The 19754-nt window shown below is 52.6% G+C and carries 17 protein-coding genes; 9 read left to right on the top strand and 8 right to left on the bottom strand.

Annotation, left to right across the window (positions count from 1 at the left end; translation table 11 throughout):
- Window positions 1-23 precede the first annotated feature (23 nt).
- The gene (ureE, locus tag ACN4EK_RS27605) at window positions 24-485 is read left to right on the top strand and encodes an urease accessory protein UreE (RefSeq protein WP_431661573.1); all 462 of its coding nucleotides are present in this window, start codon (window positions 24-26) and stop codon (window positions 483-485) included.
- Entirely contained in the window at window positions 478-1152 is a 675-nt protein-coding gene (locus ACN4EK_RS27600) for an urease accessory protein UreF (protein WP_431661571.1), read from the top strand. Before ureE ends, ACN4EK_RS27600 begins: the two co-directional genes overlap by 8 nt.
- A 5-nt stretch (window positions 1153-1157) precedes the next feature.
- On the opposite strand, the gene ACN4EK_RS27595 is transcribed toward ACN4EK_RS27600, so the two are convergent.
- On the bottom strand, window positions 1158-2327 hold the full coding sequence (locus ACN4EK_RS27595) for a metallophosphoesterase family protein (RefSeq protein ID WP_431661569.1): 1170 nt from the start codon (window positions 2325-2327) through the stop codon (window positions 1158-1160).
- 34 nt (window positions 2328-2361) lie between these two features.
- Window positions 2362-3072 (bottom strand): tetratricopeptide repeat protein, encoded by a 711-nt coding sequence (locus ACN4EK_RS27590; protein ID WP_431661567.1) that lies wholly within the window; start codon window positions 3070-3072, stop codon window positions 2362-2364.
- Between the two features lie 106 nt (window positions 3073-3178).
- Between ACN4EK_RS27590 and ACN4EK_RS27585 the strand changes: the two genes are divergently transcribed.
- On the top strand, window positions 3179-4201 hold the full coding sequence (locus tag ACN4EK_RS27585; protein WP_431661565.1) for a hypothetical protein: 1023 nt from the start codon (window positions 3179-3181) through the stop codon (window positions 4199-4201).
- On the opposite strand, the gene ACN4EK_RS27580 is transcribed toward ACN4EK_RS27585, so the two are convergent.
- Entirely contained in the window at window positions 4183-4869 is a 687-nt protein-coding gene (locus ACN4EK_RS27580) for an N-acetylmannosamine-6-phosphate 2-epimerase (protein ID WP_431661564.1), read from the bottom strand. The two genes, ACN4EK_RS27585 and ACN4EK_RS27580, sit on opposite strands and share 19 nt — an antisense overlap.
- A gap of 87 nt (window positions 4870-4956) precedes the next feature.
- Entirely contained in the window at window positions 4957-5757 is an 801-nt protein-coding gene (locus tag ACN4EK_RS27575; protein WP_431661563.1) for an ABC transporter ATP-binding protein, read from the bottom strand.
- A 617-nt stretch (window positions 5758-6374) separates the two neighbouring features.
- Here ACN4EK_RS27575 and ACN4EK_RS27570 point away from each other — a divergent pair.
- Window positions 6375-6575, top strand: a complete 201-nt coding sequence (locus ACN4EK_RS27570) for a hypothetical protein (protein WP_431661561.1) — start codon at window positions 6375-6377, stop codon at window positions 6573-6575.
- Window positions 6576-6632: 57 nt separating this feature from the next.
- Here the strand turns inward: ACN4EK_RS27570 and ACN4EK_RS27565 are convergent, their stop codons facing one another.
- A complete protein-coding gene (locus tag ACN4EK_RS27565) occupies window positions 6633-7400 on the bottom strand; it encodes an ABC transporter ATP-binding protein (protein ID WP_431661559.1) in 768 nt (255 codons plus the stop codon).
- Window positions 7401-7609: 209 nt separating this feature from the next.
- The gene (locus tag ACN4EK_RS27560; protein WP_431661557.1) at window positions 7610-8857 is read right to left on the bottom strand and encodes an FtsX-like permease family protein; all 1248 of its coding nucleotides are present in this window, start codon (window positions 8855-8857) and stop codon (window positions 7610-7612) included.
- Window positions 8858-9114: 257 nt separating this feature from the next.
- Between ACN4EK_RS27560 and ACN4EK_RS27555 the strand changes: the two genes are divergently transcribed.
- The 3 genes from ACN4EK_RS27555 to ACN4EK_RS27545 all read left to right on the top strand — a co-directional run bounded on the left by ACN4EK_RS27555 (window position 9115) and on the right by ACN4EK_RS27545 (window position 12767).
- A complete protein-coding gene (locus ACN4EK_RS27555) occupies window positions 9115-9741 on the top strand; it encodes a hypothetical protein (protein ID WP_431661555.1) in 627 nt (208 codons plus the stop codon).
- 239 nt (window positions 9742-9980) lie between these two features.
- The gene (locus ACN4EK_RS27550; RefSeq protein WP_431661553.1) at window positions 9981-11531 is read left to right on the top strand and encodes a PAS domain-containing sensor histidine kinase; all 1551 of its coding nucleotides are present in this window, start codon (window positions 9981-9983) and stop codon (window positions 11529-11531) included.
- 42 nt (window positions 11532-11573) lie between these two features.
- Entirely contained in the window at window positions 11574-12767 is a 1194-nt protein-coding gene (locus tag ACN4EK_RS27545) for a M23 family metallopeptidase (protein ID WP_431661552.1), read from the top strand.
- Here the strand turns inward: ACN4EK_RS27545 and ACN4EK_RS27540 are convergent.
- Both ACN4EK_RS27540 and acs read right to left on the bottom strand, forming a co-directional pair.
- Window positions 12762-13940: an MFS transporter gene (locus ACN4EK_RS27540; protein ID WP_431661550.1), complete on the bottom strand. Its 1179-nt coding sequence runs from the start codon at window positions 13938-13940 to the stop codon at window positions 12762-12764. The genes ACN4EK_RS27545 and ACN4EK_RS27540 overlap by 6 nt on opposite strands.
- Before the next feature lie 167 nt (window positions 13941-14107).
- On the bottom strand, window positions 14108-16078 hold the full coding sequence (gene acs, locus ACN4EK_RS27535) for an acetate--CoA ligase (RefSeq protein ID WP_431661549.1): 1971 nt from the start codon (window positions 16076-16078) through the stop codon (window positions 14108-14110).
- Window positions 16079-16805: 727 nt separating this feature from the next.
- On the opposite strand from acs, the gene ACN4EK_RS27530 reads away from it, so the two are divergent.
- Both ACN4EK_RS27530 and ACN4EK_RS27525 read left to right on the top strand, forming a co-directional pair.
- Window positions 16806-18239 (top strand): sugar transferase, encoded by a 1434-nt coding sequence (locus tag ACN4EK_RS27530; RefSeq protein WP_431661547.1) that lies wholly within the window; start codon window positions 16806-16808, stop codon window positions 18237-18239.
- Between the two features lie 51 nt (window positions 18240-18290).
- The coding region (locus tag ACN4EK_RS27525; protein ID WP_431661545.1) for an O-antigen ligase family protein at window positions 18291-19754 on the top strand (1464 nt) is incomplete at its 3' end.

Here is a 19754-nt window from a genome sequence, read left to right as displayed (position 1 = left end):
ATACCCCCATCAGACCGAGCAGCGTGATCACTCTGACTCAACGATTAACCGCAACCGCAACCAACAACAATGCGATCGCAGACCTCACCTTATGCTTGACGGCAGAGGAACGGTTGCGATCGCGTTGTCCGTTTACAGCTTCTAATGGGCAACCCGTCTATTTGCAACTGCCGCGAGGCACGATTTTACAGGATGGCGATCGCCTCGCTTCGGACGATGGCATTGTCGTGCAAGTGGTTGCCAAGGCGGAACCTGTTTTAACAGTGACGGCAACCACGGATCTCGATCTGCTGCAAGCGGCTTATCATTTGGGGAATCGCCACATTCCATTGGAGATTACGACCACTTACCTGCGGCTATCTCCCGATCCAGTGCTACGTCATTTACTGGAACATCGCGGTTTACAGGTGATCGAGGAAATCCAGCCCTTCCACCCGGAAATGGGAGCTTACGGACATCACCATTCAGACAATGCCCATGCCTGATTCAGCGTTACTGGCGTTATTACAGTTAGCTAGTCCAGCCCTGCCGATCGGCGCTTACAGTTACTCAGAAGGTCTAGAAACGTTAGTCGAGCAAGGCACGATCGTCGATGCCGCCAGCCTCAATCACTGGTTAACCCAAGAACTGCGGTATGGCGCTGTGCGTCTAGAAGTGGCAATTATGGGACGAGCCTATCGCGCCACTCAGCAGCAGAACTGGGCAGAGTTAGCCGCCTGGAATGCCTGGTTATCGGCGGCGAGAGAAACTGAGGAATTGCGGCAGCAAAGTTGGCAAATGGGTCGATCGTTACTGCGGTTATTCCAGGATCTTTGCCCCGAGGCGATCGTCCCAGAAGTCTGCCAGTCCGACTCCTGCAATAGTGCGATCGGCATGGGGCTGATTGCCGCCTATTGGCAAATTGATCTCCAGTCAGCTATTTTGGGCTACCTCCATAGCTGGGCGAGTAATCTGATTAGTGCAGGGATCAAACTCATCCCCTTAGGACAAACCACCGGACAACAGATCCTGGTTCAGCTACACCCCCAGATTCAGGCAACGGCGCAAACCAGCCTCACGTTAACCGACGACGACCTGACTAGCTGTGGTTGGGGACTTGCCCTCGCCAGTATGACCCATGAAACCCAATACAGCCGATTATTTCGCAGCTAGTTAACCTAACTGGGGCTATAGGTCAGCGCCTGTTCTGCCGCCGTCAGGTCACTCTCTTGCACACCCAGCCGCAACACTCGCCCCGTCGGGCCCACAATTAACCGAGGGAGCGTCTGGTGATCAACCACCTGGAGGGTTTGCATGTTGTAGGTGGTATAGAGGGTGCGATCGGCATCAAAATCCACATCAATCACCGTTAAGGTCTTATACGGCGGTAGGCTGCCATTGAGTAACGGTCGGGGTCCGCTACCCAAGGCACTGGTATGAAGCAGTTCCAACTGACCGCGATGCCCCGGAAAGTAAGCGTGATGATGCCCACTAATGTAGGTATGCACCTTGTACTTCTCTAGCATGGCTCGCAGTTGCTCGGCATTTGCCAGGATCTCGCCCAAACTATCCCGCCCAACCGCCACGGCATACAGGGGTAAGTGACCGATCGCGATCCGCATTTTTGCCGCCTGCGCCGTAGGACTGGCTAACGCCTGTTCTGCCCAGGCAATCTGCTCCGCCGGAATCTGGGACGTAGAGGCATCCCAAACCAGGTAGAAGATCTCCCGTTGCTGAAACGTATAGTAGAAGGGAAATTTAGCACGATCGACAAACTGTAAGCCCGGATCATGGCGTGGATCATTCCAGTAGGCGGCGGCTAACTCCCGCTCATTGGCAAATAGAAAACCTCCCCGAATTGCCAGCGCTCCCGAGGCATCATGGTTGCCGATCGTGAAGCCAAACGGTAATTTCGCTCGGCGTAGGGGTGCCGCAATATGACGATCGAAGGCATCCCACATCGCCTGAATTTCAGCCGCATTGAGCGACGGGGATTGCCCTGCAACCATATCCCCCCCCGCCAGGACAATGTCTGGCTGCCAGTCAGGAATCATTTTAATTGCCTGATGCACCTCTGCTTCATACTCCGTAGAGCCATAGGCACTATTCAGATCGCTAATCACCACCATACGCACATCCCCCCGTACCGGTGCAAATAGCCCTTGGGGAGCTACGGCGGTTTTTGTCACCTGCGCCGGTTGTGCGATCGGGGATTGACCAGGGGAAGCGATCGTTGGTGAAACCGGAGAGCGACTACCCGCCGTCAACGCTCGGTGAGCTAAAAAGGCTAATCCAGCCCCCCCTGCCGTACCCCCCAGAATCAAAAACTGCCGCCGACTCAAACTCATAGTGCTGCTGCCAACCAATCCATTGCCGTCCTGATTATGGCTGAATTTGCTGAATTAGATCCATGACCTGTCGATGCACTCGTGACTCAGGAGTTGATTCGCTCAATCGTGCCGCCACTTCTAAGTCCACCAGCGCCACCGCTCGATCGTCTAAGCGATAGTGGGCTAATCCCCGCAGGTAGTAGTCTGTCGCCGTTTCCCCAATCACCCTGTCTGGATTTTCCGTCTCCAGGGCGATCGACTGGGCAAAATCGGCTTGCGCTCCTGCGACATCCCCCAGGTCATACCGCAGATGTCCCCGTTGGTAGAACGCCATTGGTTCCTGGATAGGCAGTTGCATGGCTCGTTGACAATCGGCGATCGCGGCAGATCTCTCACCCAGCAGAATATATTCCCATCCCCGCCCCAGATAAGCGGTTGCCAAGTCAGGATTGAGTTGGATCGCCTGTTCAAACGCCGCGATCGCCGCCTGATCATCCCCCCGCTCCCATAACACCCAGCCTCGCCGGACAAATACCGGGGCATCATAACGAGTTAATGGGACTGAAGCGACTTGAGCTTGCCCAGATTGGGGTTCAGGTTGCCGTTGAGCATTGAGATACCAGAGTACGCAGGCTGCTAATAGCCCTACCAGCAGAATCAGTTTCACACTCCAACTCAAGCTCCCGATCGCAGCAATGCCGAAGACCAGCAAAATGCCAATTAAGAAGCAAGTCACAATTCGGGTCAGTGGTGATGCCAGCATGTGAACAAACCGCAACGATGACGATGAAATCGGAGCCAGGGTATCTAGAATGAGTCGATGAACGCAGTATGCCCCAGTCAGAGATTAGCGCATCATTGAAGCCATCATGACCCAAGAGCCACCGCCAGACCCGAACCGACCTGAACCAGCCGAGCATTCCCTGGAGCCGAGGCAAGCCCGCCCTGTGTCATCGAGTCGGCGATCTCCAGGTCGTCGTCGGACTACCCGAGAACCAATGTCTGACCCAGTTCCCGGTGGCAGGCGACCGTTTTTGATCGCCCAAACCGTTCAAATCCTGCGATCGATGATTCAAACGTTAGAGTCTGTTGTTCGTCGGCTAGAAACCGATCCAGAGTTAACGGCTCCTCCCTCCCGTGGCATTGGGTCACAAATTTTGGTTGTGATCCGAGCCTTCCTCCCCCGGGCACTGAGTCGGCGGGTGTCTGATCCCGTACTGACGGGCGCGATCGCCGGTTTAGTCACCTTAGGAGTTGTCGCGATCGTCCTGCCGAACTGGCAACCAACTCCAGCCCCTCCGCCAGAGGTTGTCACCCTACCTTCACCGGAGGTGACACCGCCTCCAGACGCTGTCCCAACCCCAGAAGCCACTCCAACCCCGGAACCTGAGATCACACCAACTCCGACTCCGGAAGAGACGATCGCCACTGCACCAGAAGCCAGCCCCGTTGAGCCGGAACCGGAACCCTTACCCTCCGAACCACCGACCCCGGAGACTGAAGCCCCGATCGTCGAACCCTCTCCCGTTGTAGTTGAACCCGAGCCGCCACCCCCTTTAACTCCCGAACAACAACTGGTCGCCCTGATTCAAACCGAGGTGACGAAGCTGAGTGATCCCTACCAGAGTGGGCTAATTCAGACCGTGGAACCGGATTACCGCAGTAGTCGGCTGGTGATTCAACTGAATCCACAGTGGCATGAATTGAATCAAACTCAACAACGTGAGTTAGCCAATCAACTGCTACAGCAGGCGCAGGAACTCAATTTCAGCAAATTAGAGTTAACTGATTCGGCAGGCACATTATTGGCTCGCAGTCCCGTTGTGGGTACTGAAATGGTGATTCTGCGCCGATCGCAGTCCGAGCCAACGACTCAACCTAAAGCCGTCTGATACGCCCGCACCTGTAAATCGACTCCCGTAATCGCTGTCCCTACCACTACCGCATAGGCTCCAGCTTCAATCGCCCGCCGCGCCATGTCTGGGGAAGCAATGCCACCTTCACAAATAATCGGAGTCGTGAGGGAGGTCACAAGCTGATTGAGCAGATCAAATCCGGGGGGTTTAAGGTGGCTCGTCGCGGCAGTATAACCATACAGAGTTGTACCGACCAGATCCGCTCCAGCTTTGGCGGCAGCGATCCCCGCTTCCAGCGTATCGACATCTGCCATCACCAATTTTCCTAGCTCGGTATGAATGCGGTGGATCAGGGATGGCATCGTTTCTCCCCCCGGTCGATCGCGGAGAGTGGCATCGATCGCGATGATATCTGCCCCAGCAGCGGCGATCGCCTGAGCATGGTGAAATTGTGGCGTGATGTAGACATCAAAGCCGGGAATTTGCTGCTTCCAGAGTCCAATTATTGGCACTGAGAGCCGCGATCGTACCGCCGATACATGGGCTGGCGTATCCAAACGAATCCCTACCGCCCCTTGATTCACAGACGCTTGCGCCATTGCCGTAATCACGATCGGGTCGTGCATGGGTGACTCGGCAGGAGCCTGACAGGAAACAATTAATCCCTGATGTAGGGAGGGAATGATGGGAACATTAACGGACATAGGCGCTAGGAAAAAAACTGAAAAAGGCTAAAGGATTTTACCCCTTTAGCCTTCTCAAAGTATTCTCTCTAAGTTTCCCGAATGTCGTTAGCTGCGGCACCCAACCAGCGACTTACCGTAGGTATGATCTGGATTGCGGATCACACCATCTTCCAAATGCACCACACGATCGGCAGAGTCTAATAACCGGGGATCGTGAGTCACAATCAGAACGGTGCGACCACTTTCCTTCGCTAACTGCTGCAACAGTTGAATCACCGTTTGACCACTGTGAGAGTCCAGGGAAGCGGTTGGTTCATCGGCCATGATCAACTTCGGATTGCCTGCTAACGCCCGAGCAATAGCAACTCGTTGCTTTTGACCACCGGAAAGGTCACGCGGCAGATAGTTGACGCGATCGCCCAAACCAACCTGATGTAACAGTTCACGCGCTTGCTGCCGTCGAGCATTGCCCCGAATGCCTTTCACCTTCAGCGCTACCTCGACATTTTCAGCCGCCGTCAACGCTGGGAATAGGTTGAAGCCCTGGAAAATAAAGCCGATGTGGTTTAGGCGAAACTGGGCGAGTTGCTGGCGTGACATGCTGGTAATCTCTTGACCCAGCAAGCGAACATTGCCACCAGTAGGAGTCAAAATTCCCGCCAGAATTGAGAGCAGGGTGGTTTTACCGGAACCTGACGGTCCCATGAGTAGTTGAATCTCTCCTTGCGGAATTTCCAGGTCAATTCCCCGCAGCACCAGAGAAGATTCATCCCCAGACCGATATTCCATTTCCACACCCCGAGCAACGATCGCATTCTTATCGAAGCGTTCCATGACGATTGGGGTAGAAGCCGTATAGCTTTGAGTTCTAAGAAGTTCTGGGAAGCCAACTTGAGAGATAGTCATTACCGATGTCGCTTAGATGCTTGAGGGTGGATGATAGCTGTGAGGGGTGAGCGATGAGTCAGTAGGAAGTGAACTGCGAGGGGAAAGGCTACGTGGTGTAGGAAGTTATCCGTCCTTTGAGTAGATCCACAAGGGAGTAGATGGAATCCGTAACCTGAGCCACTATTTTGTTGAGCGTTGAGGAGTGTAAGTATCTTCAAGGATTTGAGAAGCTATATTACACAGTGTAACGAGCCAATTCACCACACAATACCACCCAACTGGGTAGAACTGGAGTCCTGTTGAGGGTGAGTTAGATAGACAAAGCTCGAATACTCTACGGACGCTAGATGAGGGAATAGGTAGATTACCGCTTGATGGCGATCGCTGCAAGGCAGCACCTCAACCTGACCGTCCTCAATCCACTTAACATCGCCATTTGCTTACTCATTCGGGACTATGCGTAGATGTCTTAGGGGAACAGAGCTTTTACGCAGACATCTAACTAAGGTTTAGGGCGAAGATTCAGGATTTATGCAGGGAACTATTATCCAGGTTTCCAAATTTTGTAAAGAACTAATACCGAATAGGTGCGCATTTTTTCTTTTATCCTAGAAAGGTGTCTCGGTAGTTACACAGTGGCTGATAGTGAATTTGACGGTTCTAGTGCTTCGATGGTTCCAACCCGGAGCAATGGACTCAATTGGCTGATCCGCTGCTATCGGCTGTTACTCTTCATCGATCGCGCTCCTGATGTCACCACCCTAAACCCGGCTATCCGTTTAGGTAGACTTGGCAAGAACGTCGGTATAGCCATCTGGCATAGCTACTACCTATGATTAGTAGTTTTGCTCGATCGCTGAGAGTCACCAGTCAATTGATTTGACGCACACCGATCAGGATGGTGCCCGCAAGCAGCCATCTTCCAAGTAAGCAATGCGATCCGCAAGATCAATGATGCGAGGGTCATGGGTCACCATTAGCACCGTCTTACCCGCTTCCTTCGCCAGGGTACGCAATAGTTCAACTACCGTGTGACCACTGTGGGAGTCCAGCGCCGCCGTCGGTTCATCTGCCATGATTAATTCGGGATTTCCCGCTAACGCCCGGGCGATCGCTACCAGTTGCTTTTGCCCACCGGACAAATGCCGGGGCAGATGGTTGGCTTTACTCGCCATTTTGACCTGATCTAATAGTTCCAATGCCCGTTGTCGCCGCTTACTGTGACCATGTACCCCTTCAATCTTGAGGGTCACTTCGACATTTTCCAGGGCCGTCAGAGCCGGAAACAAATTAGATTCCTGAAAGATAAACCCGATATGTTCCAAGCGAAACTGAGCCAGTTGCTCCCTGGACATGACAGTAATCTCGGCTCCGAGCAGTTGAACGGAACCAGCGACTGGAGTTAAAATTCCCGCCAGGATGGAGAGAAGGGTGGTTTTTCCGGAACCCGATGGGCCCATCAGCAGGTGAATATCCCCCCGATGAACCGCCAGATCAATGTTTTTGAGCACGTCAAACCGTTCATTTCCCGATTGGTAAGCCATGCTCACCGCTCTGGCAACGATCGCGTAATGGACATGCCCATCAGCCATGACTGAGGTAGAAGCAACCTGATCCGCGTTTGGAGTAGGTTCAGCAAGATTTACTTGAGAATCAGCCATTAATTAAGCGTATGTGAATGAATGGACTTCAACGGTGTATGTAAGGAGCGGTGAGGAACAACACCGAGCAGCCAGAACCGAGAAAGTGTTCATTGAGCGGAAGAGCAATTGCTCGATATCCAAGACTAGCTGTTAGAATGCCTGTTCTCAGTGTAGCGAACAGCCACGGTTTCCACATCATTCACAGCCATGCTTACTCGAAGTTTAACTCAAGCTTTAAACACAATTGCCGGATCAACCCGAGTCACTTTTTGAATCGCAAACATTGCCGATCCCACACACATGATAATTGTCACCCCCAAAATTCCGATCGCGGTCGCCGGGGTAATCAAAATCATGATGCCTTTCGCTGACATCGTCCAGGCTCCTAGACCGACACACAATGCCATACTGGGCAAATATCCCAGAATTGCCATCCACAGGGCTTGTTCGGTAATAATCCCAGCAATCACCCAATCCGAGGCACCCATGGCTTTCAACGTCCCGAACTCTTTAATGTGATCGGCAACAGAGGAATAAAGAATCTGGCTGACCACCACCATGCCGACAATGATCCCCACCACAGACCCTAACCCGAGGATAAACCCTACTCCCGTCCGGCTTTTCCAATAGGTGCGAGTTTTATCCGCAATCTCCGCCTGGGTATAAACTCGGGTGCCTGGTAATTGCTTTTGCAACCGTTGTTTTAACTCTTGCAAATCCTGTCCAGAATTAGCTCTGACTAGAATATAAGTAATAGGATCGGTAAAGGATAGCGGTTTAGGCGGCGCTACATTGGCGATCTGTTCATCTGGCACCGTCGCAAAGGAATTTTCGCATTTAATATCCCCATCCATCAGACGACAGTTTAAAGACGAGGTTAATCCGGCGGTGGCATAGGCATTGGCGTTTTCTAACGAGGTAAACAGATAAGCGCTGGACGCGATCGATTGGGTGTCAGTCACCGTTCCAACCAGTTTGGCAGGCAAGGAACCAATTCTGCCGATACTACCAACCTGATGCAAATCCAAGGTATTGCGGCTAGCGCGATCGATCAGGACAGTGTAAGGAGCCGTCAAATCGGTCAGGCTACCACTGATAAATTGCCAATTTGCGGCAAATAATTGCCCTTTCGGATCAAAACCATAAATTCTCACGGGTTCGATCGAGCCGGTTTGCGATCGCCATAACCCTGTGCGGATCATCAATGCTTCTGCCCGCGCCACCCCCTTCACCTCTCTGGCAGTGACCAAATTCTGCAATGGCATCGGTAGGGTGACTTCCAGTTGCAGCATGTCCTCCGACCCCACCCAGAGATCCGCCGAAGACTGATCAATCAGTAAGGCTGTCGATCGCGTAAAGCCATTCAAAATTCCGGTCTGGATCGTCACTAAGCTCACGGCAAACATGATCCCCGCTTGAGCGACCAGGAAACGGGGAATATCCTCAAACAGGTTCTTACGAGCAATGGAAGCCATAGGCTAGGCATAAGGTTTCCTACATCTTAAAGGAGAACTTTAATCCCAGGAGGAGACAAGTTTACGATCGCCAACAAGGTTTTGTTATCAGGTCAGGTTGCATGATTGGGTTCTGCAATGCATCGGACAGATCCCCCCCAACCTGCGGTAGCTTACTGATTAAGATGTAATTAACAAACCCTGTAAATCATCTACAGCCGCCTCAGTCAAATCGAGAGTGACTGAACCCACACGACCATTGGAGAGAAGTGCCAACTATGGCTTACGAATTTGCTCAACACGTTCTGGATCAGCTAGCTACGGCAACAGAAATTTTTGCTGCTGGCTATGTTGGCATTAACTTCGTGATTTATTCCTGGAAACGGGCAGAATCGGAATCCAGCTTAACCCAGCCGACTGTCATCCCCGAAACCACCGCCGTCCCGGAAGCCCCCTTAGAGGTTTTACAGCCATTACCCCTCTCATTACCCAAACGGGAGTTGGTGGAAATTGCCGCCACTACTAGCACCGAGGCAACTCCGATGCGGCAACTGGTTGATCTAAATGAATCACCTCGTCCTGCCGCCCCCCTCCCTAGCGTCAATCTTACCCCTGCACCCGCCCATCTCCCTGACGCTAGTGAAGATGACCTGGTTGAGGCTGAGAGTGAGTCACCGGCTTTAGTCCCACAGGCTCTTACTCCAGAAGCAACCGCGATCGCTGATACGACAGAAGCAAAAACGGGTCAACCGCAGCCAGTCAGCGAACCCACCCCTGAACCTCCCGTCACTAAACCTGTGCTGAAAACGCCGCCAGTCCGACCTGGGAATTTAGGACAGTCAAATATCGCCAGAGCTACATCTCAGACCACCCAAGCAGAAGATAAATTGACAGAGGAAGACTAATACAGTACATTTGTACCAGCTTCACTTCAATGCTCCATACATGACTGCCTCCACACTGCTGGGGGCTATTTTTTTGCTAAGGGCTGAAAAGCTAGCGTGAGGCGTATCACGATCGCGTGTGACTCCTGGCACGGCAAAAATTGCGATTTTGGGCGATGCTATAGATACAACTCAGATTTTCTGACAGTAGAAGAAAAATCAGGACTCTACCAGGGCGATCGCCCAGAATGAAACAGCGTATGGTTGTCAATCGTGCATCAGCTAAGGTGATTACCGGGGAACTAGAGTCCGATGAATTGGAATGGTTAAAAACCCGAGTTGCCGATCTAGAGCGGCAATTAGCTGATGCCAAACTGAAACAACACAGTTTGCAGCGGCAAGAAGCACAATATCGCGCCCTCGTCCAACTGGCGAATTGCATTATTCTGCGGTGGGATACCCAGGGGAGAATCAAATTTCTCAATGCCTACGGTCAGCGTTTCTTTGGCTTTCGAGCCGAGGAAATTTTAGGCAACAGCATTTTTGGGACGATCGTGCCGTTGACCGAATCGTCGGGACGAGACTTAGAGGCGATGATTGCCGATCTGTGTCAGCATCCCGATCGCTATGCCCATAACGAAAATGAAAATCAATGCCGGGACGGTCAGCGAGTCTGGATCTCCTGGTCGAATAAGCCAATTTTAAATGACCAGGGAGAGATCGTAGAAATCCTCTCCGTAGGGAGCGATGCCACCGAACGCCGCCGCACCGAAGAAATTCTGCGCCAATCAGAAGCCCAGTTACGGGAGCAAACCGCCGCCCTGCAAGCCACCCTTTCGGAACTGAAGCAGGCACAGACCCAATTAGTCCAAAGCGAGAAAATGTCGTCGTTGGGTCAATTGGTAGCGGGTGTTGCCCATGAGATTAATAACCCAGTTAATTTTATTCATGGCAATATTTATCCCGCCAGCCAATATGTGCAGGAGTTATTAGACCTGCTGGAACTGTATCAAACCCATTTCCCCGATGCGCCCCCCGAAATTGAGGACAAGATTGAGGAGATCGATCTGGAGTTTGTGGCAACGGATTTGCCCAAAATTATTTCTTCGATGAAGGTGGGGGCCGATCGTATCCGGGAGATTGTCCATTCCCTGCGCACCTTCTCGCGGTTAGACGAGGCAGAGGTCAAAGCGGTCGATATCCATGAAGGCATCGACAGTACGTTAATGATCCTCCGCAGCCGCCTCAAAACCACCTATCTGCGTCATGAGGGTGGCGAATATTATCGTCCAGACATCCAAATCGAGAAACATTACGGCAATTTACCCCAGGTACAGTGCCATGCCGGACAACTGAATCAGGTGTTGATGAATATTCTCAGCAATGCGATCGATGTGTTGGATGAAGTGGCGATCGCTGAGGGCAGTACATCCCCTGAAGCGCCAAGGGAGCAGCAACCTGGAGCCATTGCCCCCCAAATTCAGATTTGGACTGAGGCTATTCAATATGAAGTCGGTTTAGAGGATAATCCCGAACCCGTTTTGCAGGACTGGATTCGGATTCGGATTGCGGACAATGGTTGGGGGATGCCGGAAGAGGTGCGGCAACGAATTTTCGATCCCTTTTTCACCACGAAACCCGTCGGCAAAGGCACAGGCTTAGGCATGTCAATCAGCTATCAGATTATTACAGAACGACATGGCGGTCGGTTAGACTGCATTTCCAGACTGGGACAAGGCACAGAATTTGTGATTGAAATTCCCGCAGAAGTAGGACACCCAAAAAATTTGTGCCCGATCGAGGCAACGTGAGTAAAATTCTGGGGATGTTGATTCCAGTTACCCGATCGGCTTGTGCTCCTGAAACGTCTCCGGCAGTTCTTGCTATTAGTGGTTTGCGTCACTTGCTTCAGTTGGTCTAGTCCGGTTCCAACTCCTGTGGCGGCGCAGTCATCCCCTACCGTCACCCCGATCGGACAGAACGCAGGTGCCGTCGATCAATTACAGCAGCAACGATCGCAGATTGACCAGCAGCGATCGCAGATTTCCCAGGAACGGGAACGACTACAAAACCTGGAGCAGGCGGCACAGGGAACGTTGAAGGGATTACAGCATACCGTCACGGCAACCAGTGGACAGATCAAAACCAGTGACTCAGCCCTGCAACAAGCCACTGCCAAGCTGAAGCAGCTAGAAACGAAACTGGCGGTTGCCGAGCAAACCTTTCGCCAAAAGCAATTTTCGACCGTAGCGCGGTTACGCTTCCTGCAACGCCAGCCGGAGAATCGGGGTTGGGCAGTCCTCCTGCAAAGCCAGAATTTAAATCAGTTTCTCGATCGTCGCCGCCAACTGCGGCTGATTTACCAGAACGATCGCAAAACGCTCCTGAGTTTACAGACAGATGCCGAGCGGTTAAACCAACAACGGCAGCAGGTAGACCAGCAGAAAAACCAGATTGCCTTACTCAAACAGCAACTCCTGGCACAAAAGTCTAACATTGAGGAACAGCTTGCCTTCCAACGGGAATCCGTTGATCGACTCAAGAGCGATCGACGGGCACTACAAGCCGCAGAATCCCAATTGGAGCAGGATTCGTTAGCGATCGCCAGTATGATTCAGCAACGGATGGGAGGACAGGGTGGCATCGCCTTAACCATTCGGGGCACCGGACAATTAATGTTGCCGATTGCCGCCGAAATTACCAGTAGTTTTGGTTGGCGTATGCATCCAATTCTGGGCTACCAGCGCTTTCACTCGGGTATCGATTTTGGCGCAGACTACGGCACCTTGATCCAGGCTGCCGATAGCGGTACGGTAATTTTTGCCGGATGGTATGGGGGCTATGGCAATGCGGTGATTATTGATCACGGAAATGGTCTGACGACCCTCTATGCCCATACCAGTGAGTTTTATGTGGTGGAAGGGCAAGGAGTCCAACGGGGACAGGCGATCGCGGCGATTGGTTCTACGGGTCTGTCTACCGGGCCCCATTTGCATTTTGAAGTCCGACGCGATGGCGAACCTGTCGATCCGATCGCCTACCTATAGGACAGGCACCATTGGCGACCGCCGGACTAACCAGCGATGCAAGAGGATTAACAGTCCTCCCAGAGGCAATAGGAGGGCGGGAATGATGTCTAAACTACTGCGGGTCGCTAACCAGCCCATTGAGGTGGGAATCGTCGCGGCTCCCAAACTGGCCACACTGGTAATAAATCCGATCGCGGCTGGCACTAATGCCATCGCCACCCGTTGGGGCATTAACCAGATAGTGGTCGGGAAAATTGGGCCTAGGGCAAACCCAATCACGGGTAACACAAACCAGGCATTAGGCAATTGCCACCAGATCAGCAGTGCGATCGCCAGTAAGCCCAAACACCCATCGAGTAAGCGATTCGCACCCAGCCGCCGCACAAGTCGCCCCATCACCAAGCGTCCCAGCGTCAACCCCAACCAATAGGCACTGACACTATAGCCCGCCACCATCGCGGGAGTGCCCCGCCCCACGGCTTGCACACTATACGCCCAGTTGCCCACTGAACTTTCCATGCCGACATAGATCATTAATAAGAGTCCAGCCATCAGAACGATCGGCGTTCGGAGTGCCACCCGCAGGTTCAGACCAGCACTGGCGGTAGAGTGCATGTTCTGGCGGCGCATCGGAGGATAGCGATACCAGACTGCCCAGCCCATGCCGATGATTAGCCCGATCACGACAACCGCAAATACTTGATAAATTTGCCGCCAATCCAGATCGATCGCCAGTAAGGTCGTGGCTACGGCGGGTCCCAATAGGGCACCAATGCCATAAAAGGCATGGAGGATGCCCGTTAAATCGGCATGACGTTGATCGCTAGCAATATAGGTATTAATCCCGGCATCGATCAAACCAATACCCAGACCGAGTAAAATCCCCGCCGCTACCATCACACTCCAGAGGGGACTGAGGGCATAAATGATTAAAGCACTGGTTAGCAACACCGCCGCCACCAGCAACATGCGGGCTAACCCCAGCCGACTACTGAGGAGACTACTGGCAATCGCCGCCACAATGTAGCCACTCAGTTGACTGAGAAATAACAGCGTCACTGTAGCGGCAGTTAGATGGTAGGTTGCCTGAATCGAGGGAATCAGTACCCCTAACCCTCCTTCCACCATCCCGATCGCAATAAAGGCATAAAAGGAGAGGGCAACCCCAATCCAGCGTTCATAATTGATCATTATGAGTAGGCAGACGCAAGGCACTCTTCCTACTATATCGAGCCAAATTTAGGGCAGGGAAAGTCAGCTTTAACGTCGATCGGTTCAGCTAGTCAACTGTTGCGATCGCCCCCTAATCTCCCAATTCTGGGCGAATCGGCGGAGTTAAGGGGCTGAGTGAACAGCAATTAAGTGCCTTCCCGAAGTTTGTCCAGAACACTGCGGTCTTCCAACGTGGAGGTGTCACCAGAGACTTCTTCCCCTGCTGCCAGCGATCGCAGTAACCGACGCATAATCTTGCCCGAACGAGTTTTGGGTAAGGCATCGCTGAACCGAATTTCACCGGGACGCGCCAACGCGCCGATCTCCTGCACTACATGCTGCCGCAGTTCTTTGCTTAACTCATCACTTGCCGTGTAGTTGCCTTCCAGGGTGACAAAAGCGATGATTTCTTCCCCTTTGATTTCATCCGGACGACCGACGACCGCCGCTTCGGCAACGGCAGGATGGGAAACCAGAGCCGATTCGATTTCCATCGTACCCAGACGATGCCCCGCCACACTGATCACATCATCAACGCGACCCATGACCCAGAAGTAGCCATCTTCATCCCGTCGCGCCCCATCTCCGGCAAAGTAGGTGTATTTCCCATCCTGAGGGGGAATATGTTCCCAGTAGGTACGCCGGAAGCGATCGGGGTCACCGTAGACCGTCCGCATCATGCCGGGCCAGGGATGCCGCACTGCCAGGTAGCCGCCATCATTAGCTTTGACTGTATTACCATCCAGATCGACGACATCCGCCAGAATGCCGGGGAAGGGACGAGTGGCGGAACCCGGTTTAGTCGGAATCGCACCAGGGAGGGGAGTCACCATAATGCCGCCGGTTTCGGTTTGCCACCAGGTATCGACGATCGGGCAACGTTCGCCGCCAATAATCCGGTAGTACCACATCCAGGCTTCGGGGTTAATCGGTTCGCCCACCGTGCCTAACAAGCGCAAGGAGGACAGATCTCTGGCTTTGGGCAGGTGTTCGCCCATCTTAATGAAGGCCCGAATGGCGGTGGGAGCGGTATAGAAGATGTTAACCCCATACTTTTCGATCACATCCCAGAAGCAACCGGGATTGGAGGAGCGGGGTGCCCCTTCATACATTAAGGTCGTTGCCCCGTTCGAGAGCGGCCCATAAACAATGTAGCTGTGTCCCGTAATCCAGCCGACATCGGCCGTACACCAATAGACATCCGTATCCCGCAGATCGAAAATCCACTTGGTAGTCATGTGGGTATAGAGGTTATATCCTGCCGTGGTGTGGACGACCCCTTTCGGTTTGCCAGTGCTGCCGGAGGTGTAGAGGATGAACAGCATATCTTCGCTATCCATTGGTTCAGCCGGACAATCAGCGGAAATCCCTTGTTTCAGGTCATGCCACCAGTGGTCGCGTCCTGGTTCCATCTGGACTTTCTGCGCCGTCCGCTGCACTACCAGCACATTCTGCACACTAGGAGCATGATTATCGGCTAACGCTTTGTCTACCTGATCTTTCAGCGGCACGATCGCATCTTTCCGCCAGCCCCCATCCGCCGTAATCACCAGTTTGGCTTTGCCATCATTCAGGCGATCGCGTAGGGCTTCAGCACTAAAGCCACCAAATACCACGGTATGGGGCGCACCAATTCGAGCACAGGCCAGCATGGCGATCGCGGCTTCGGGAATCATCGGCATGTAGATGCCAACCACATCCCCTTTCTGGATGCCCAACTGCTTGAGGACATTAGCGAACTGACAAACTTCCCGATGCAACTGGGCATAGGTGAGGGTACGCGAGTCACCGGGTTCGCCTTCCCAAATTAAGGCCGCTTTATTCCGTCGCCAGGTGGTCAAATGGCGATCGAGGCAGTTATAGGAAATATTGATTTTGCCGTTGACAAACCATTTGGCGAAGGGCGGTTGCCAGTCGAGTACGGTATCCCATTTTTGAAACCAATCTAATTCTTGTTCAGCCAGTTCTGCCCAAAATTTCTGTGGATCGGCTTGGGCACGGGCATAAAGTTGCTCATACTCTTCCAGGCTTTTGATCTGTGCCTGCTGGGAAAACTCGGCAGATGGAGAGAACAGCCGATTTTCATGCAGAATGGATTCGATCGTCGATTGTGACATGGCAGTTACTAAGGTCTGGATAAAACGCGACTGGCGATCGGCTAGCCGCAGTATTGAACTTCAGTGCAATTCACTGATAGTCAGTAGCACCTTTCAACACAATACTGGATTTGGAGCAACCTGCTAGTTACTGGTTGTAACGATACAGCGTGTACTGAGATCTTTTAGTGGGATAGCTGAGAATAGTTAGCAGTTTGATGCTGATTTTTTGAGGCTATTTCTAAGTGGAATTTGGGGGTTGATTGCTGATATAAGCATTTTAGGCAAGGGCTTTCAAGCATTTTTTAGCGAGTGATTGTGTTGATCAAAGTTACATCCTATTGCCTTGAGAAAAATTGTGCGTTTATCTCTCTTCTTAGCAGGTTTAGCTGATACAGGAGTAGGAAATGACAGGTTAGGGGCGCTCATTAAGTAAGTGGGTGTAAATACCTGAGGATGGCAGGAGCATTGATTATTCGTCCTTGGTCATTCGTAAACAGTATCTCCAAATGACGAGTGACGAGTGACGCTACGATGTCGCAGATAATTGCCTCTACCTACTTAAGATTCTTAAACTAAGGCTAAACCATGACCTTGGAACGACGATCGCTTCAGACTAATGGTTTCAACGTCGAGGTTTAGCGTTAAATGTTAACTATTCAATGCCAAATCCAGTGACAGCTTTTGCGGCGATCTGCGGAATACTGAGCGTATCTTGCCCCAGTCCGACTCGCAAACTTCTCTGGTTATGGCTGCATCCCAGACGGTATACGACACAATGACCGATATCCGTGCCCCGCAACGCTTTCGCTGGCGCAGGGGATTGCAGTGGCGAGATACTCGTGCCCTGCTGTTAGGCGGAGGCGATATTGCCGCCTTAGCGATCGCGGGTCGAGTTGCCGCCCATTTCAACCAGTTTTACTCCCCGTTACCGCCCCAGTTGATCTTGGGAGATTGGCTAGGCTTACCAGGAGCCTATTGGATTTTGCTCGCCGTTGTGTTGGTGCTGTTTACCCGCAATGGCTTGTATACCTCCCTCAGCCAGTGGAAAAACTATGTCCGGGCAGGGCAGTTAATCAGCCTGGTCTATTTAGGGGCGATCGTGCTGATCTACTTTTATGATCCGAAGCTGGCTCCACCCCGATCGCTAATGTTAACCGCCTGGTTCGGTAGCATGGGCAGTGTGATCAGTTTGCGCTTAATTCTCAGCCTGGTACTGAGGCGGTTTGAACAGGCACAAACTAAAGTCTTTCTCCTTGCCTCTGCCGAACGGTTGCCCATACTTGCCCATATTCTCAAGCAGCGATCGCGCTACAACATCGTCGGGGCATCCCTGGCAAGCACCAGTAGCACAGCCGCTACCATGCAGGCGATCCTGGCTTCGGGGGCACAGGAAGTGTTAGCCGAAAATTTGCCCCATACCGAGTTAGCTTCTGGGTTGTACTGGCAGTTACGCCGATCGGGGATTACCCTGCGCCTGATTCCTTCCAGTGTTGAGATGCTACATCGGCGGGGAGAACCGGAAGTGATCGCGGGACTCCCGACCTTACGGATGCAAGCCACCCCCCTGAGTGGATGGGATTATCGCCTCAAGCGGTTGATTGATCTGATCGGGGCTGTCGTTGGTTTAATTGTCCTGGCTCCCGTGTTTGTGGCGATCGCGATCGCGATTAAACTCACCTCCCCCGGTGCTGTCTTCTTCCGGCAGGAACGCATGGGCTTACATGGGCGCATCTTTCACATGTGGAAGTTTCGGACGATGGTTGCCAATGCCCCTGCCCTGCAAGCCAGCTTAGAACACCAGCATCAGACCCATAGCCAGGTCATGTTTAAACTGAAGCATGATCCACGCATTACCCCCGTGGGACAGTTCTTACGCCGAACCAGTTTAGATGAGTTACCGCAACTATTTAATGTTCTACTGGGACAAATGAGTTTAGTGGGACCCCGTCCCCTGCCTTTACGCGATATTGAACGGTTTGATCCCTGGCATCACACTCGCCATCAAGTTTTACCGGGCATCACCGGGCTATGGCAGATTTCTGGACGATCGGAGATTGAAGCCTTCAACGATGCGGCACGATTGGATTTGTACTATATCGATAACTGGTCACTCAACCTGGATCTCGATATTCTGCTGGAAACGATCAAAATCGTGGTGTTTGGCAAGGGTGCGTATTAGCGAAGGCAGCGTAGCATAGCAAAGGATATTGCCCAACCGCTAGCAGATGCCATGCAAGACTCCAAATCGATCGCGCCTCCTGCCCTTCGGGGCAACCTGCTCGGACTTCTAACGGCAGCATTCTATATCCTGTTCACCCTGTTGCCAGATAGCAATAGTTTAATGCTGTCCTGGCCGTGGGTATTTCTCTGGCAGGTCGGGTTAATTTGTCCGGTACTCTGGCTGCTGGGCATGTTGTGGCAACGTCAACTCCGGTGGTTAGGGCATCGGCTGGATTGGTTAGTCGGAATATTAATTGTGGGATTGGTCGTGTCGGCTGGCTTAGCGACGTTTCCCAGACAAGCCCAATGGCATAGCTGGACAGTATTCTGTACGTTAGCGACGTTATATGCGGTTAGTAGTTGGCTGAGTACCCGCGATCGCCGCGTCTGGTTACTCACTATGCAGGGCTACTTAAATCTGGCATTCATCGCCATCAGCTTACTCCTGTGGACGGGTCAAACTCTGTTACCCGAACTCTCTCGTTTGCAAGAATTTCAGCGATTTGGCATCAGTTTACCCTTTGACTTCTCCAACATCGAGTTACGCAATTGGGCACCGATCGGCCACCAGAACTATGTCGCGGGTTATCTTACTCTGGCACTCCCCTTACTGGTCGCCTTAGGGATGATCCATCGAGGTCGCCAACGCTGGTTATGGGGAACGGGCATTGGACTGGGCTTGATTGCCCTTTATACCACCAGTTCTCGCAGTGGGTGGCTAGCGATCGCCGTGTTAGCCGTCATCACCTCGGCTCTCATGTTATGGCGGTCTACCCTGCCGAAACGCTGGTTAGGCATGATCAGTGTCGTTGGCGTAGTTGGTCTGGGACTGATTATTCTCAGTAATAATCGCCTGCGATCGCTGCTGAGTGGACAATCCGGCGGTGAGTCTGCCTTCCGCATCATCACTATGACGACAGGGTGGCAAATGGGCTGGAGCGATCCGCTGTCTGGAATTGGTCTTGGTGGCGTACCCTTGCTCTATCAAAAATTCCGTCCCGGTTGGGCAGGGCGCGAAGCCGAACTGGTGTATCAACTGCATAGCACCCCCGCGCAGCTATGGGCAGAATTGGGGATCTGGTCGGTATTGGTCGGAGTGGGAGCGATCGCTGTTCTGAGTTATCTCGGCATTGGCTGGTGGCAATGGCGGCAGCGAGAATCTCGGGTCAGGGGGCGATCGCTGGTAGAGGAAATCGGGAGTGGGGAAGATGAGGGAGATGAGGAGGCTGGGGAAGAGGGGGAGGTAGCAAACTTAAGTCAACTTCTGACTGGAGATTTATCCTCCGATCACGGGCTGATTGGAGCAATTTACGCTGGATTCCTTGCCTATGGCATCGTTAGTCTGACCGATTATCAACTCGATAACCTGGCAATCAGCGGCACTCTGATGATTTATCTAGCCGTCCTCACCTCTGAATTCCGTTCTCCCCCATCCCCCCTCTCTCCCTCATCCTGTCTCTTATACACATCTCCA

The sequence above is a fragment of the Pantanalinema rosaneae CENA516 genome, assembly GCF_050753385.1.
Taxonomy (GTDB): domain Bacteria; phylum Cyanobacteriota; class Cyanobacteriia; order Leptolyngbyales; family Leptolyngbyaceae; genus Pantanalinema; species Pantanalinema rosaneae.
The sequence above is the reverse complement of the archived record's forward strand: the minus strand, read 5'-3'. Positions and strand labels throughout refer to the sequence as shown.